We start from the raw sequence: 13,454 nt of genomic DNA on the forward strand, positions 1-13,454 counted from the left end.
AAAGAGGAGGGGAAATCCTCATGTTTTTTTCCCCTCCTGATAAAGACGCCATTCATGATAGCCTTCGTTCAAATTATGAACCGTATAGCCTTTTTCGACTAACATCTCGGCCGCTCTTCGGCTACGCCTACCGCTCCGGCAATATACCGCCACAGGCCGCGACTTGTCGAGCAACGAGTCGGCCTTCGCCAGAAAGTCTTTTTCCGTGACATCGATCAGGATCGCTCCTTCGATGTGTCCGGCCTTAAACATTTTCGACAAATACTCGTGGAAATATCCTGATGTGCTACCTACTTCAACAAATCATTTTTGGGACTAAAGTATAAGGTGTTGTTAAAAGTATAGGTTTTATTCTTTTTAGAACGTCAATATATTGACTATAGGAAGATTAACGCTTCTGGTATTTTCAAAAACTATAGCAACTTAATAATGCCGAAAATAATTATACAAAAAATAGTAGGCTGTTCACAAAGGTTCCACACCTTTGCACTTAAAACGTTTGTAGTAGTTGGATAGATGAATATACGAATTACATTAGTGAGTTTGCTTCTTTTTATCATTCCTTATTGGATAAATTACATACAAGGGCAAATTTCGGGCATTGTGATAGACCGGAAAGGTTTCCCTATTCCTTACGCAAACGTCAGCGTATTGTCTGCCGGAGACTCTCTTTTCGTTAAGGGCGGCGTTGCGGATTCAACGGGACACTTTCAAATCACAGACATGGAGCCGGATAAACCGTATATGTTAAGACTTTCATCCGTAGGATATAAAACCGTCCATTATCCCTATATTGCCGAAAGGGAGCGCATCTATCTTATGGAAGAAGACAATCTTTTGCTGGATGAAGTTATCGTAAAAGCCGAAACGCCTCAGGTGAGAGTCATTGATGGCCGATTAAGTTTCCCTGTACAAACGCTTGTAAAGAATAAACCTGTGACAAACGCCTTCGACCTGCTTGGAGAGGTGCCAGGATTAGATAAATCGGGGGATCGTATTTCGATTATTGGTGCTCCTTCGACTTCAATCATTATCAACGGAAAAAAAAGCTCCATGTCTGCAGAGCAAATCAAACAGATGTTAAAATCGATGCCTGCTAACCGAGTGAAAAGCATTGAAATATTATACGTGACTCCTACTTCGTTCGGCGTTCGGGGAGCATCCGTCAATGTTGTTTTAGATCGTTCCTCTGAAGAGAAAGGATGTCGAGGAGAATTTTATTCCAGCATATCTCAATCCTACAAGCTATCCCCTTCTGCCGGTGCTTCCCTCGTTTTTTCGAGAGAAAAAACAAGTATTGATATAAACTATGAATTTCGTCGAAAAGGTAATTACACAAAAGAAGACTTGTATTCCGTCCATACGCTGACTGAAGGGACATCATCCCCCGCAACATTCATAATTGAGCAGGACAACAAAGGAGAGAGCTTTAATCATGCACACCGTATACGGTGTGCACTGTTTCATTCCTTTTCGACCAAACACACCTTAGACCTGTCTTATTATACATCTATAAACCGTACAGATTCCCACAGAAAGGGTGCCGTTGCAATTGAAAACGTAGGAATGACTCACAGCGACAACGATTTGTCGGGAAATAGTTATCTACACGTCGTCTCTGCCGACTATATGCTCAGTACACTCTCTGCAGGAGGTGATTTTCTTATTTATAAGCAGAGAAACACCCAACAACAGTCTAACAGAGGGCAGCAGATGTACACTATAAACGGCAGAGCATTTCAATCGGTACACCAATCGAATTTTTATCTGACCAACAAATCGAAACTGTTCCGAAACGCGTCGCTTACTTATGGCGTAAGAGCCCTAATAAGTTGTGCGGAAAACACGAATACAACAGAACGCGACCGCATTTCCATTGAAAATATAAACCAGACCCAGAGCGAAATAATACTCGAAATTTTCAATGATTGGTCATATTCTTTTCTGAAGAAAGGAACTCTGTCTGCCGGAATTAGCTGCCAACATCACAAAGCAATGACTAATCCCGACGAAAAAATCTTGTGGAATAGGAATACATGGTATCCTACTTTGGGATTCACTTGGCGATTTAGCCCCACTCATGTCCTTCAACTATCATTTTCGAACGAGAAGCGTTATCCCTCGTATTGGCAACAAACCCCAACAACGACTTACCGCAGTAGCTATGTGTCGATTGCCGGTAATCCACAGTTGAAACCATCGGACGATTATATGTTTCGCACAGTGTATATCTTCAGAAGCAAATATATTTTCCAATTGTTCGGAACACGGAGTGCTCGAAATATCAGGCAGACCCTTGTTCAAAGTCCCGACCAGTTACAAGCCGTGTACCGTGTATCGAATTTAGATTATCGTGATACGTACGGTTTTCTCATCATCACACCATTCATGATCGGCAAACACCTTTCATCCAGAGTAATACTTTCGGGCTTCAACGTTATTGACAAAGGCCAGATTACTCATGTTTCATTCGACAGGCACATATGGGCCGGCCAAATCCGACTGAATAATACGCTGAATATAAGCAAAACTTTGTCCATGCAGATAAACGGGTATTTTATCAGTAAAGCGATTCAAGGCATTTATACTATCGACCCAATATATGACTTGTCAGTTGGAATACTCTGGAAACCTGCAAAAAAATGGGACATCCATCTGAATAGTGAAGACCTGCTGAAGGGACGCAGACAAGGAGTCAGAGTCGATGAGGGAGGGCAGTATTATAAGTTGAATATGGACAATGATACGCGGTTTGTCTCATTATCCGTTAAATATACGTTCGGCGCATTTAAAGCGCGTAACAGAGAGAATATAGAAACGTCAAGGTTAGGGCTATGACGAATAACAGAATAACAAATAAAAAGCTTTCCATTGTTATAACATTCTGTAATGAGGGAAGAGAGGTAAAAGAGACGCTAGAAAGCCTAAGAGTCTCTTCAGACGAGAGACTTGTTGATATTCTTTTAGTCAATGATGCTTCTGATGACAAGTTTGATTATAATCATATTGCTTCCAAATACAACGCTTCGATCTATACCAATAAAAAAAGATATGATTATCCGTATTTATACCTAAATTCATTTTTATAGGTTACGCAAGCTACGAGCAATCTTCCAAAGAGAGCTTCTTCGCAGTATCTTCGATTAAACTTATAACAGAATTCATCGAGATAATTTTGCAGGAATTCGGGCTTGATGTCATGGAATGTATTTATCAACTGTCTCTTGGCATTGCTGATGGCGATATGAACCCAGGGCAAGGCTTCCCCCACCTTCTCTTTGGGAATCACCTGAGAGTTGTGTCTAGGTACAAAGTCTTTCAATTCCACATAAGAGGTAGAATGATCCGTGTCAACTTCCTGTACACCTGAGGCTAACTCCTTAACCGCCTTATTGATCGTTTCTTTCTTCAAGTCATCGATTACTTTCATTTTCAAATAGCCGACACTGCGGGGTTTTTGACCCCTTGCGGGCGATGCAACCATTTCACTTTCCGCCATAACCAACACTTTGCTTTTTCTTTGGCTGCCACGTCCCCGTTTCAAGGGCTTATCTTTTTCCGCTTCGGGGGTTTCTGTAGAAAAATAACCTTCGTCCAGTTCAATGCGTCCTGCCAGTACATACTCATCGTCTCTTCTACCCATGACTTGGCGAAGTTTGTGAACCATGTGCCAAATGGGATGGTAACGATTATGACCCAATTGGCGCTGAATCTCTTTGGCCGAAAAGGTCTTTTTCGTTGACGTGAGCAAATGCATGGCTATAAACCAGTAGCGAAATGGAAGTTTCGATTTGTGCATAACGGTGCCACTCTTGAGCGTGATGCGCGTTTTACAGTGTTTACACTCGTATTGTTCCTTATCCTTTTTCCAGTAATGAGAACTCCCGCCACATTTGGGGCAAATCACGCCAACCTGGTCGCGATAGGCCTTAAACTTTTGCTTGCAACTTTCCTCGTCCGGAAAGTGAGTTAGAAAATCGATCAGTGTCATTGCCTTATTTTTTTGCAAAGATAGCCATTTTGGGTAAATATGCGGAGATTCATTAAAAAAGAAAAGGAGTCGCAGAATCAAGAAATATTGGAGTTAGCCTAAGCAGGACACCTTATATAATTATTTTAGATGCCCATATGCGAATATATCAAACCGATTGGGCAGATATAATTCTGCACTTGCTTTCTATGTATCCAAGAACTCTCTTTTGCTGCCAGACACTACCGATAAATAAAGTGGGAGAAATTATATCCTCTACTCCAACAAGTTTTGGCGCATATATAGACATGCAAACAATGGGTGCCAAGTGGAATAAAGTTGATCTATCCCTCAAAGATTATATATATGATATTCCTTGTCTTTTAGGGGCTTCTTATGCTTTTTCACGCAATTATTGGCTTGAAATCCATGGATGCCGATGGGCTTAAAAGCTATGGATATGATGAACAGCTTATAAGTCTTAAATCTTGGTTGTATGGAGAAGGCTGCAGTTTAATTAAAACAATTTCATTTGGGCATATGTTTCGAGATAAGACGGATGTTCCATATTCTCTTTCCGAACTTGATTATACATATAACAAATTATTGCTTATTTGCTTGTTCCTGGGAAAAAATGAAGCACTCTCATTCTCTAAGAAAGAGAAATTACCATCAAATATCCTATATGAAGTTTATAAATATGTAAGTGATAATAAAACATGGCTTGATAAGATTTTTACGGCTGATAATAAAGCCAAGTTTTATCAAATAAATAATAAGGTAATTCAATTAAATGAGATAGCGGAAGCCGAAAAGCTAAGAGTAGGCATATTTTAATTCAAATTCATTATGAGAACAAAAAGTCAAAAACTTGGCAATTGGATTCTGGAAGAATCGATTGAGATTGATTCAATGGGATCAATCAAAGGTGGAAAATTCCAAAATTTTCCTTCAGCTCGCACTGATGAGTCTGGGTCAACTTATGAAGGTCAAACCCTCGAAGAAGTTATAGTAACCCCACCACCATCATCGGTATTTTAACTTAATTCTGAGAGAGGGCTGAGACTGCTTCAGTCCCTCTCATTTTCTTTTCTAATTTTTATAACAATGAAAAAATACAAAGTCGTATCTCCTTATAAAACAGTTGGTTCTATCAAATCTATTTTGAATGATATCGGTATTCTGACACGAGAAGAGTATTTTGGTAACAATCAATTTCACTCTTGTCGGATTTCTATTGGAAATTCTGACATATCATCACTGAATATCGGTTCGAATGGGAAAGGAAGATCTTTTGAATACTCCCTTGCTAGTGGTTATGCTGAATTCATGGAGAGGCTTCAAAACAACTGCTTCTATTTGGTAGACGTTTTGCGACGCATCAATTCTTTGAAATAGAAAAAGTTTCTGATGTGTATATTCAACGTTTGTCTAGTGAAGGTCTCATATTTGATCACTACTATGATTCAAATGAATTATACATGAGCCCTGACACTTTGGTGTCAAAATATGGAAAAGAACTATGCAAGCTGTTTAACTACAAGGATATAGACGATTTCTCAAAAAGTCTACAAAAAAGATTTGGTAATAAAAAGTTCATCTGTGTTCCTTTTTATGCTGTTGAAGAAAACAAAGAGGTATACCTTCCTGTTGAATTGTGTTTGTTTGCTACTGGATCAAATGGTATGGCATCTGGCAATACTCCAGAAGAAGCTATTTTACAAAGTTTATGTGAGATATTTGAACGATATGCGATTTCGGAAATATACAATAAAGGCTTAACCCCTCCTACAATTCCTTTTGAATATTTTGAGGGAAAATCTATTTATAACAAAATCAACTATCTAACAAAAGACAAAGGATTTGAATTAATTATCAAAGATTGTTCTTTAGGGAAAAAATTGCCTGTAATCGGAGTTATTATTATTGACAAACAAAAGCAATTATACAATTTCAAAATTGCTTCTGATTTCGTTGCTGAAATAGCTTTGGAGCGATGCCTTAATGAATTACATCAAGGCTCACAAACATTTAAAAGTATCCCTCTGAAATATTATACATTTGAAGAAATTAATAATTTGAATGGTCCGGATTCGGCATTAATAAATCTTGAGAAAATCTTTGTAAATGGTAGTGGCTTTTGGCCTGTTACTATATTTCATAAATCCGAGTCATATAAATTCATAAAATTCGATATCGAATATGGGCAGTCGAATGAAAAAGACATTAAAATTGCAAAAAAATTAATCAAAAAGAATGGGTGCAATATCTATATTCGTGACAATTCCATATTGGGGTTTCCGACCTATTATATTGTAATTCCTGGCATGAGTCAAATAGATATGACAACTCCTAAATTAGAGCGCCTGCATAAATCCGAAAGTCTTGACCAAATAAGATACTTGGGAAATAAACACATTAATACAATAACCTTATTAGCAGAGATTGTTAATGAAGAGTATAACATTATAAAAGCCCAAAATAAAAGTTATACTAAGAATTATATTTATTGTATTGATCCTGATCTTACAGATCTTGACCTTGAACTATTAGGCTTTATGTTGAATTTCTATTTAAAAGATTTTGAAAAGGCATTGTATTATCTTGACATTTTTTTATCGGAAAAACACACATTGATATATCAATATTATTATGCTATCCGTGATTTCGTAGATTTATATCATATTAAGAATATTGATCCTACAGATATAAAAATAATGCTTGATCTAAAGTATTCAGAAGATTTAACCTCAGAATTATTTTCTGATTTTTCTAATCCTGAGTTAGTGTTCCAATATCATAACTTCCCTAAAGGATTTGATTTTACACCTGAACAATTTGATTCTTCTACGGCGTTATTACCTATATTGAGAATAGAGAAAGAGATGGAACGGTATTGTAAAGAAAATCCTATACAACAAATTAAACTTGCATCCATATTTCATTCTTAACTTTTAATGACTTTGTTGCAATGGATAAATTCCTAAAAAACAATGGAATATTTTCATCTGTACTGAAATATTAATTTCGACACATTGCTGATTATTAGTTAGTTGTTTTTCTATATGCACCTATGTTCTTTGAGAATCAGATGTCAACCGCTGGAACAAAGTCATTCCTTTCTATTAAACAAAAATAACTCCTAATAACTATGAGATCATCCTTGGCTATGAGACAAGAAATATTAGATGCCTTTTTTGATGGGATTCAATATAGTTCCATGCATTCGCATCAAGCGATATATATGTTTGATTATCAAAGTGACAGAGCTTTGTATATCTCACCTGCATGTGAAATTTTGCTGAATAAGTGTGGAGCTTTGAAGGTTTTTGAATTGACATACAATATCTTCCTTGAACAAATCGTATGCGGAAGTACTGGGTGGATTCATGATGCGAATACTGCAGCAATCAACTTTTTCAAATGCTTGTCCACCGAAGAATATAGACAATATATTCTCTCCTACAATTTCTATCTGAAAAGCTATAATTCTTCTAATCTTGTTTGCCATCGACTTACTCCAATTCAGCTAACTGATACAGGAAATGTGCATTGGCTACTGGGTAGCTTTTCTTTATCTTCCCATAATACTATTGGTCACATTCGCATCAGTAAAAGTGGAAGTTCTGTTTATTGGAAATATTCCGAGAATGAACGAAAATGGACAGAGAAAAAAGGAATAATCTTGTCTAACTTAGAAAAAAAAATTATCTTATTGTCAGCACAAGGGGTTCAAGAACAGGAAATCGCAAAAATGCTACATATTTCCACACCATTATTAAAGTTTCGTAAGCGCGAGCTGTTTATCCGGCTTAAAGTCAATAATATATCTAAAGCGATTCTTCGCGCTATTAATTATCATCTGCTATAAATATTCAACAAGCTTTCCCCTTGTATCAATAATTTTAGTGGATATACGTATATTTACCTATAATGATTTTTGCGTAAAAAAATATTGCATGTGAAATGAATTGATTTTGCATTCTGAATCTGTTCCCCGACGAATGAATTGCCCGATACTCGTTACCGCAACGCGACGAAGCTGCTTGTTTATCGTGGCGGATAGATGTGCGAAACAGTTTCCAACCTGTTTCCTGACGAATGTTCACCTGATGACCTGCTTGTCTTCAGCAATACGCGTGTCATACGAGCAAGATTGTTCTTTCATAAAACGACGGGAGCACAGATCGAAATCTTTTACCTCGAACCGGCCGAACCGGCCGACTATGCGCAGATATTTCGACAAACGAAGCTGTGTAGTTGGCATTGCCTCATTGGAAATCTCAAGAAGTGGAAAGACGGCACACGTACGCTATCTCTTGGAGAGAGAGCCGTCCAACTGTCGACCTTTTTCAGGACATGACACGGATTAACGTTCTGGGCGGTCAGCGACCAGATCAAAAAGGGAGCGGCTCTGAACGCGGTACAGATTGCCGAATACCTGCTCAAAGCCGGAGGCCTCGGCTAAGATCGAAAAAAAAGAGGAGGGGAAATCCTCATGGTTTTTTCCCCTCCTGATAAAGACGCCATTCATGATAGCCTTCGTTCAAATTATGAACCGTATAGCCTTTTTCGACTAACATCTCGGCCGCTCTTCGGCTACGCCTACCGCTCCGGCAATATACCGCCACAGGCCGCGACTTGTCGAGCAACGAGTCGGCCTTCGCCAGAAAGTCTTTTTCCGTGACATCGATCAGGATCGCTCCTTCGATGTGTCCGGCCTTAAATTCGTCGGGACGACGAACGTCTACCAACTGAATCGACTTATTCCCTTTCAGCAAAGCATCGAACTCAGCGACTGAATACGATGTAAAATCTCCTCCGCTTGCTTTCTTCGTACAGCAAAGCGCAACAAACAATGATATAACTGTAATAAATTTCGTCATAATGCAAAAAATAGGGTGGCAAAGATAACGAAAAACCGGAAAATGTCGCTACCTTTGCCCGTATACGCATGATAACAATGAAAACAACATGTCTCATTCCGTTTGCCCTGCTTCCGGTTGTCACACAGGGAGCGGAAACACAGGATACCGTTCGTCGTCCGAATATCATTTTGTTTATGGTCGATGATATGGGCTGGCAGGATACCTCACTGCCTTTCTGGACACAGCGTACGCCGTTTAACGAGACGTACGAAACGCCGAATATGGAACGCCTTGCACGACAAGGGATGATGTTCACGCAGGCTTATGCCTCAGCCATCAGTTCGCCCACGCGATGCAGCCTGCTCACCGGAGCCAACGCGGCACGACACCGGGTGACGAATTGGACGCTCCATCGCGACCAATCGACCGATGCCCAAAGTGATGCCCTTACTTTTCCGCAATGGAATGTGAACGGAATCTGCCAAGTGCCGGGTATCGAACAAACTTACTGTACGACCTCGTTCGTACAGTTGCTCAAAGAGCACGGATACCATACCATTCATTGCGGAAAGGCACACTTCGGCGCCATTAATACGCCGGGCGAAAACCCCGCACATTTCGGCTTCGAAGTCAACATTGCGGGACATGCCGCGGGAGGCCTGGCCAGTTACCTCGGCGAACAGAACTTCGGAAACCGTACCGATGGCGGTGCGCAATCGCCCTTTGCCATCCCGGGACTCGAAAAATATCACGGCAAGGACATCTTCGCGACCGAGGCGCTTACGCTCGAAGCCATCCGCGCCCTCGACAAGGCGAAGCAATACGGACAGCCCTTCTTCCTTTATATGGCACACTACGCCATCCATATCCCCGTCGATAAAGACATGCGCTTCTATGCCAAATATCTCGACAAAGGAATGGATCCCAGAGAGGCGGCCTATGCCGCCCTGATCGAAGGGATGGACAAGAGCCTCGGCGATCTGATGGACTGGGTCGAAGCGCATGGCGAAGCCGACCGGACCATCATCCTTTTTATGAGTGACAACGGTGGCTTCAGTTGCGGATCGAAATGGCGGGGCGGTACGCTGCATACCCACAACGCTCCTCTCAAAAGCGGGAAAGGTTCCGCTTACGAAGGCGGGATACGCGAACCCATGATCGTCTCATGGCCCGGGCAGGTGAAGCCTCAAACCCGTTGCAATGATTACGTTATCATCGAAGATTTCTTTCCCTCCATTCTTGAAATGGCCGGAATAAAGAACGATAAAATCGTACAGCCCATCGACGGACGAAGCTTCATCCCCCTCCTCACCGGAAAAGGCGAAAATCCTTCCGACGGCCGAGCACTTTTCTGGAACTGCCCGAATCTGTGGGACGGAAGCGGCCCCGGAGTAGGTCCCTCATGTACCATTCGCGAAGGAGACTGGAAACTCATTTATTTCTATGAAACCGGCAAGAAGGAGCTGTTTAATATATCCGAAGATATCGGCGAAAACCACGAACAATCCGCCTCTTATCCGGAACGTGTCGCAGACTTATCAGCAAAGCTCGGCACCTATCTACGCAGCGTCGATGCCCAACGTCCGTCGTTCAAGGCCACCGATAAACCGTGTCCCTGGCCCGATGAAAAAAATGAAAAGCGAAAATAATTTAACTCTAAGAGACCTCCAGCAGCGGGTAGACGACTGGATCAAGATGTACGGCGTACGTTACTTCAGCGAGTTGACCAATATGGCGATCCTGGCGGAAGAAGTCGGCGAAGTTGCTCGTATCATCGCCCGTAAGTATGGCGATCAATCGTTTAAAGAGAGTGACAAGACGCGTCATCTGGCCGATGAGATGGCCGATGTGTTATGGGTGCTTGCCTGTCTGGCTAATCAGACGGGCGTCGACCTGACGGATGCTTTCGAAAGAAACCTGTGCAAAAAAACGGAACGAGACTCCGAACGACATAAGAACAATCAAAAACTAAAAGAATAACATAAGATGGAAGAACATGAACACGGGCATGCCTGCAATCATTCGCATGCCGACAAGTATCACGAATGTATAGAACGTTTCGATCCGGCGCTTTCGGCGGATGCCGTCGCGGAAAAAGTGAACAATCTACTTGAAAAGTCTTATCAGAAGAATTTCAACAGTGAAACCCTGAAACAAGTCTACGGATTGATCGACTTAACAACATTGACCACCCTCGACACAAAAGAAACCGTTTGGCAGATGGTCGAAAGAGTAAATGCCTTTGAAGGACTGTCGCCCGACATGTCGAACGTGGCAGCGATCTGCACCTACCCGGTTTTTACCGCGACGGTAAAGCAGGCCCTGACGGCACAGGACGTAAAAATTGCCGCGGTATCGGCCGGTTTTCCTTCGTCTCAGACATTCCCGGAAGTTAAGGTGGCCGAAACAGCCTTGGCCGTGATGGCCGGCGCCGACGAAATCGATATCGTGATGAACCTCGGCTGCCTGATGGAAGACGCCTGTGAAGAGGTGGCTGACGAAATCGCCGAGATCAAAGATGCTTGTCGCGACGCCAAGCTGAAAGTCATTCTCGAAACAGGAGCCTTGTCGACTCCGGACAACATACGGAGGGCTACACTCCTCGCCTTGTATTCGGGTGCCGACTTCATTAAGACGTCGACGGGTAAAGGTTATCCCGGCGCCACACCTGAAGCTGTATATACCATTTGCCGCGTAATCAAACAATATGACCAACTGATCGGACGGAAGGTCGGCGTAAAAGTCTCCGGTGGAATACGTTCGGCCGAAGACGCAGTGAAATATTATACGATCGTAAAAGAACTGTTGGGCGACGAATGGCTGACGAAGGAATACTTCCGTATCGGTGCCAGCAGCCTTGTAGCCGACATCGAACACCGGCTGGGACTCGGTATCCGTTAATACTGGAAGACTCCCCCACCCAAAAATTCACGTAGGAGAGAGGTCACGGGCAATTCTTCGAGCGGGATGTAGTTAAAATAGCGAAGGAATCGCAACAACCGATAAGCCTCGGCGCTCTCCGCATCTTTTTCGCGGATTTCGCTGAGGATCGGTTCGGCGAACTTACGCAATACGGCCAGCTCATAAATCATGGCGCTGTTGAACATTGCATCGGCATTCTCCTGATACGGAAACACCCACTTGTCTTCTCCCCGGCGTACTTTCGGCCACATAGCAATCGTCTCACGCGCCGAGTAACCGCGTGAACGGTAGTCACGCACGATACGTCGAAGCAGGCGGTTGTCGGTCGTGGGAATCCAGTTATGCCCGTCGAGCGAAATCGTCGTCAAGGCCGAGACATAGATGCGGTAAATATTTTCGGGTGGGAGGTGTGACGTCAGTTCGGGGTTTAACCCGTGAATTCCTTCAAGAATCAGGACGGAATTTTTCTGTATCTGTAATTTATCTCCGCGAAACACCCGCCGGCCCTGCTCGAAGTCGAACGAAGGAATTTCGATTTCTTTCCCGGCAATGAGCTTGCGCAGGTCGCTGTGAAAGTAGGGAAGATCGATCGCGTAGAGCGACTCGAAGTCATACTCCCCCTCGTCATCTTTTGGCGTGTCTTCTCGATTCACATAATAATCGTCGAGCGAAATCCCAACCGGATGTAACAAGTTTGTGATAAGTTGTACTTCGAGACGTTTGCAGAAGGTTGTTTTGCCCGAAGAGGACGGGCCGGAAATCAGGACCACGCGTACGCCTTCGTTGTAACGCGAAGCAATCTCCTCGGCGATGTGGGCAATCTGTTTCTCCTGCATCGCTTCCGATACCATGATAATCTTACGCGCGTCTCCGACCGATATGGCGCGGTTCAGATCGCCCACATAGTTGACACCGATCGTACGCTGCAACTCTAAATGCTCCTTATAGGCGTGGAACATCTTATCTTGACGCACCATCGGGTAAAGCTCGTGCACGTTGTCGCGCTGAGGTATCTGCAACAGTACACCATCGGAGTAGGGCATCAGATCGAACAGATGGATATAGCCCGACGAAGGTACGAGGCTGCCGTAGAAATAGTCGATGTAACCGTCCAGCTCGTAATATGACGTGTAAGCCATACCGGCCGTCTCGATCAGCAGAGCACGGTCGTTCATATCCCGCTCGTAAAACGTCTCCATCGCATCGGGAGTGCGTACATTGCGCATCTTGAACGGAAGATCGGCGTCGATCAGTTCTTGCATCCGCTGTTTGATCTGTTCAACATCTTTCTGTGTCAGCTTCCGGCGATTTTCGAACACGCAATAAAACCCTTTCGACACGGGATGCTCAAGATTGAACGGGGTATCGGGATAGAGGTCGTAGACGGCCTTGACAAGGATGAAGCAGAGCGAACGCAAATAGATACGATAGCCCGAAGGATGGGTATAATCGACAAAATCGATATCTTTCGGATTCCAACAACGATATGTCAGACTCTCGACCCGGTTATTGACCCGCGCCCCCAGCGGGCGGTAATGTAGCGGAGCCCCCAACATGACGTAAATCTCACTCAAAGACGAACCGATAGGGACCTCCTTATATAAATCGTTGTTTTTGCAATAGACCGTAATCGATTCTTTATCTGTTTTTGTCATAATTCTGTTTTTTTGTATTTTTGTCCGCAAAGTAACAAA

Annotated in this window: 15 protein-coding genes and 2 pseudogenes; 13 read left to right on the forward strand and 4 right to left on the reverse strand. The window is 42.8% G+C overall.

What is annotated here, in order from left to right; all coding sequences use genetic code 11:
• Positions 1-18 precede the first annotated feature (18 nt).
• Complete coding sequence (locus BFO_RS04975) at positions 19-252, reverse strand: rhodanese-like domain-containing protein (RefSeq protein WP_014224551.1); 234 nt, start codon at positions 250-252, stop codon at positions 19-21.
• A gap of 264 nt (positions 253-516) precedes the next feature.
• Here BFO_RS04975 and BFO_RS16595 point away from each other — a divergent pair.
• The 3 genes and pseudogenes from BFO_RS16595 to BFO_RS16600 all read left to right on the forward strand — a co-directional run.
• A pseudogene (locus BFO_RS16595) lies at positions 517-798 on the forward strand (carboxypeptidase-like regulatory domain-containing protein); the annotation flags it as partial.
• 21 nt (positions 799-819) lie between these two features.
• Complete coding sequence (locus tag BFO_RS04980; protein ID WP_236684396.1) at positions 820-2,838, forward strand: TonB-dependent receptor domain-containing protein; 2,019 nt, start codon at positions 820-822, stop codon at positions 2,836-2,838.
• Complete coding sequence (locus BFO_RS16600) at positions 2,835-3,089, forward strand: glycosyltransferase (RefSeq protein ID WP_157755293.1); 255 nt, start codon at positions 2,835-2,837, stop codon at positions 3,087-3,089. Before BFO_RS04980 ends, BFO_RS16600 begins: the two co-directional genes overlap by 4 nt.
• Here BFO_RS16600 and BFO_RS04985 read toward each other — a convergent pair.
• Positions 3,056-3,991: an IS1595 family transposase gene (locus BFO_RS04985; RefSeq protein ID WP_014224553.1), complete on the reverse strand. Its 936-nt coding sequence runs from the start codon at positions 3,989-3,991 to the stop codon at positions 3,056-3,058. The two genes, BFO_RS16600 and BFO_RS04985, sit on opposite strands and share 34 nt — an antisense overlap.
• A 375-nt stretch (positions 3,992-4,366) precedes the next feature.
• Between BFO_RS04985 and BFO_RS04990 the strand changes: the two genes are divergently transcribed.
• The 7 genes and pseudogenes from BFO_RS04990 to BFO_RS16605 all read left to right on the forward strand — a co-directional run.
• Entirely contained in the window at positions 4,367-4,807 is a 441-nt protein-coding gene (locus BFO_RS04990; protein WP_157755294.1) for a hypothetical protein, read from the forward strand.
• A gap of 12 nt (positions 4,808-4,819) precedes the next feature.
• Complete coding sequence (locus BFO_RS15530; RefSeq protein ID WP_140230623.1) at positions 4,820-5,011, forward strand: hypothetical protein; 192 nt, start codon at positions 4,820-4,822, stop codon at positions 5,009-5,011.
• Positions 5,012-5,077: 66 nt separating this feature from the next.
• Positions 5,078-5,368, forward strand: coding sequence for a hypothetical protein (locus BFO_RS15535; protein WP_143596089.1), 291 nt, complete (start codon positions 5,078-5,080; stop codon positions 5,366-5,368).
• Between the two features lie 14 nt (positions 5,369-5,382).
• Positions 5,383-6,921 carry a YcaO-like family protein gene (locus BFO_RS04995; RefSeq protein WP_140230624.1) on the forward strand — a complete coding sequence of 513 codons (1,539 nt, stop codon included), beginning with the start codon at positions 5,383-5,385 and terminating at the stop codon, positions 6,919-6,921.
• A 218-nt stretch (positions 6,922-7,139) separates the two neighbouring features.
• Positions 7,140-7,841 carry a LuxR C-terminal-related transcriptional regulator gene (locus BFO_RS14380; protein ID WP_157755295.1) on the forward strand — a complete coding sequence of 234 codons (702 nt, stop codon included), beginning with the start codon at positions 7,140-7,142 and terminating at the stop codon, positions 7,839-7,841.
• Positions 7,842-8,036: 195 nt separating this feature from the next.
• Entirely contained in the window at positions 8,037-8,333 is a 297-nt protein-coding gene (locus BFO_RS05005; protein WP_041590691.1) for an S-adenosylmethionine:tRNA ribosyltransferase-isomerase, read from the forward strand.
• Positions 8,334-8,438 (forward strand): annotated as a pseudogene (locus tag BFO_RS16605) (aspartate-semialdehyde dehydrogenase); the annotation flags it as partial.
• Positions 8,439-8,466: 28 nt separating this feature from the next.
• Here BFO_RS16605 and BFO_RS05010 read toward each other — a convergent pair.
• A complete protein-coding gene (locus tag BFO_RS05010; RefSeq protein ID WP_041590692.1) occupies positions 8,467-8,856 on the reverse strand; it encodes a rhodanese-like domain-containing protein in 390 nt (129 codons plus the stop codon).
• A gap of 77 nt (positions 8,857-8,933) precedes the next feature.
• Between BFO_RS05010 and BFO_RS05015 the strand changes: the two genes are divergently transcribed.
• The 3 genes from BFO_RS05015 to deoC are packed head-to-tail and all read left to right on the forward strand — an operon-like array spanning position 8,934 to position 11,739.
• On the forward strand, positions 8,934-10,487 hold the full coding sequence (locus BFO_RS05015; RefSeq protein WP_014224561.1) for a sulfatase: 1,554 nt from the start codon (positions 8,934-8,936) through the stop codon (positions 10,485-10,487).
• Complete coding sequence (locus BFO_RS05020; RefSeq protein WP_041591140.1) at positions 10,471-10,818, forward strand: nucleotide pyrophosphohydrolase; 348 nt, start codon at positions 10,471-10,473, stop codon at positions 10,816-10,818. The genes BFO_RS05015 and BFO_RS05020 overlap by 17 nt, the downstream gene beginning before the upstream one ends.
• Before the next feature lie 6 nt (positions 10,819-10,824).
• Positions 10,825-11,739: a deoxyribose-phosphate aldolase gene (gene deoC / locus BFO_RS05025; RefSeq protein WP_014224563.1), complete on the forward strand. Its 915-nt coding sequence runs from the start codon at positions 10,825-10,827 to the stop codon at positions 11,737-11,739.
• On the opposite strand, the gene BFO_RS05030 is transcribed toward deoC, so the two are convergent.
• Positions 11,736-13,415, reverse strand: coding sequence for a nucleoside kinase (locus tag BFO_RS05030; RefSeq protein ID WP_014224564.1), 1,680 nt, complete (start codon positions 13,413-13,415; stop codon positions 11,736-11,738). The genes deoC and BFO_RS05030 overlap by 4 nt on opposite strands.
• Positions 13,416-13,454 lie beyond the last annotated feature (39 nt).

Origin of the sequence: Tannerella forsythia 92A2, from assembly GCF_000238215.1 — a bacterium.
Lineage (GTDB): Bacteria > Bacteroidota > Bacteroidia > Bacteroidales > Tannerellaceae > Tannerella > Tannerella forsythia.